Below are 2,482 nucleotides of genomic sequence, written 5' to 3' on the forward strand. Positions count from 1 at the left end.
GCCCCGTGGATCGACTGGCAGATCGGCTGCCCCGTGGCGATGCCCGCGTGCTGGCAGACATAGGTGGGCCGGGTCTGCCCTGCGCAGTGGTGATAGCGCACGGTCATGCGAGTCGAACAGATCGCACAGATCGCCAATCCCTGCAGCAATGCAGGCCCTTCACGCGGTGCGCCGCGCTCGCGCTCTTCGCCGTACGACTTCGCGTTGTCTCGCAAACGTTGCAGATTCTGTTCGTATTGCTCCCAACTCAGATAGCCTTCGTGGGCGTCGCGGATGAGCGTGGTCCACTCCGACTGCGGCAGATGCTTGTTGATGGTGCTGCCGTCGGGCCTCGTGCGCTGACGCGTTCTGCCGAAGGTGAAGGCGCCCGCGTAGGTGGGGTTGTGCAAGACGAACAACGTCCGCGAGTGCGTGAGCTCCGACCAGAGGATCTCTCCATGGCGCGGCCCCTTGATCGCATGCCGCGGGAACAGCAAGCCCTGCTCACGGAAGGCCTTGACCGTAGCCGTGGCCGAACCCGTGCGCTCAAACGTGCGCAGCAACTGCCGCACGCTGTCCTGGATGCGCAGGTCCGGATCCAGCTGGACGCGGCCTTGCGAGTCATGAACGAAGCCGATGGGCATCCTCACTTCGAGTTCGCCGCGACGCGCCTTGTTCAAGATGCCACCTCGTAGGCGAGCCCTGAGCACGTGCAACTCCGCTTCGCTCATGGTGCCCTTCAGGCCCAGCAGCAAGCGATCGTTGAAGTGCGCGGGGTCGTACACGCCGTCTTCGTCCAGGATGAGGGTATCGGCCAGCGCGCAGATCTCCAGCAACCTGTGCCAGTCGGTTGAGTTGCGCGCTAGGCGCGATACCTCCAGTCCCATCACGATGCCCGCGCGCCCCAGCCCCACCTCCGTTACGAGCCGCTGGAAGCCCTCTCGATCGACCGCAGAGGCGCCCGAGCGCCCCAGGTCGGAGTCGATGATCACCACCTGCTCGATTGACCAACCCAGGGCGATTGCGCGCTGCTGCAGCGCGTACTGGCGCTTGGTGCTCTCGGTGTTCTCGAACACCTGGCGCAGTGTGGATTGGCGCACGTACAGGTAGGCATTGCGGCTGACGTGCCGGGTTTGGATCTTCGAACTCGTTTCTGTGCTCATGGTCAGGCTTTCAGGGCTACACGATTGGCCTGCGTCATTGCGGCCAAGATGTTCACCAGCATTTGCTCGATGCCCGCTGAGCGCCGATCCGTCGGCGTGGCATCCGTTCGCTTCGATGGGGACTCATCGCATCCGCGCCGCTGCGCCGCTGTGTGCGTGCAAGGATGCTGGCTGAGCGCATGCATCCATGCGGCCATGCCCTTGCGCACCAGCAGCGCCAGGCCGCGAACATCGACGCCGACGTTGACGGTCGGCGCCAGGACTTCGCGTCTGAGAGCTTCGTAGCGTTGAGCAAGCTCGCCGGCGTCGACCCCGGCGATCGGGAAGTTCAGCGGTGTTTTTTTTTCGAGGGCGTCAGCGCGCGTTCGACGGTGCGTCGGTGCACGACCAGTCCGAATTGCTGGTGGATGCGCTCGACCAAGGCGGGGCCATCCAGTTGCGAGTCATCCTGGCGAGACTGCTCGATGAAGCGCATGACCTCATCGGTGATCTTGTGAGGCCCATGTGGCCCACGCTTGGCCGGCAGCAGCCCCACCAAGCCTGCGCGCGCGAAGTCGGACTGCGCCTTGTAGAAGGTCGGGCGCGTGACACCGAAGCGTGCGACCGCATCGGTGATGGACAGGCCTTCGGCGCTCACCCGGCGAAGCATCTCGTAGCGCACCTGCACCAGGTCGTGCGGGTCGAAGAACTCGCTGCCGACGAAGGTGCTGTCTTGGACCCCCTCGGCGTGCGTGTTGACCGTGCCGCTCTCCTGCAACGCCAGTCGCTTCGGGGTGATCTTGGGAGGGCGCGTCATATGTAAACAATATTACGCCCTATATAACATGATTTCAAGGCGATATACCGTGTTATCTGGAGAGCGTACAAACGCGCAGACGGAGCGAGATCCAAGCAATATTGCATGGTTGACAGCAACAAAAAGCTCTTCCCGCTCGCGCCGAGCGTTCACTAGACGAGCAAAGGCGTGGGCAAATTATGCTTGCCAATATTGGCATCATTTCCTTGACGCACCAGAACTCTTCCGGTGAGGCTTGCGGGCCTCTTCTGCAGCCCGGTGTTGCTCGACCATGCCCACCAGCTCAAGCAGATCACTGACGCGCAGGCTTGACCGTCCGGCCGAGGTCAAGACGAACAGATCCACCTCCGCCGCGCTGGTCCATTGCGCACTCATGCGACAGAGCCTGCCCGCGGCGTCATGGAAGTAGACGCGGTCCTCTCCCCAGGTGTGGCGCCGGTCCACCAGCGCGAAGACTTTCCCGAACATCGGATGGAACGGGTGTGTGACCTCGAAGAACTGCAACGGATCTGCCAGATCTCGTGCAGTTGACGGCTGTTGCCAA

General features: G+C 62.9%; 3 protein-coding genes. All 3 read right to left on the minus strand.

Features of this window, described 5'->3' with window-relative positions; genetic code table 11:
* Positions 1 to 1,142, minus strand: a 1,142-nt coding sequence (locus tag EV671_RS26420) for a recombinase family protein (protein WP_132576878.1), incomplete at its 3' end; no start/stop codon positions are given.
* Between the two features lie 328 nt (positions 1,143 to 1,470).
* Positions 1,471 to 1,938, minus strand: a complete 468-nt coding sequence (locus tag EV671_RS26425; protein WP_132576879.1) for a helix-turn-helix domain-containing protein — start codon at positions 1,936 to 1,938, stop codon at positions 1,471 to 1,473.
* A 198-nt stretch (positions 1,939 to 2,136) separates the two neighbouring features.
* Positions 2,137 to 2,482, minus strand: a 346-nt coding sequence (locus EV671_RS26430; protein WP_207911269.1) for a DUF5372 family protein, incomplete at its 5' end; no start/stop codon positions are given.

The sequence above is a fragment of the Roseateles saccharophilus genome (assembly GCF_004342485.1).
Taxonomy (GTDB): Bacteria; Pseudomonadota; Gammaproteobacteria; order Burkholderiales; family Burkholderiaceae_C; genus Pelomonas; species Pelomonas saccharophila.

What these genes read in the sequence shown, in the direction of transcription:
- EV671_RS26425 (WP_132576879.1), bottom strand. Translation starts at nt 1,938, where the DNA reads ATGACGCGCCCTCCCAAGATCACCCCGAAGCGACTGGCGTTGCAGGAG.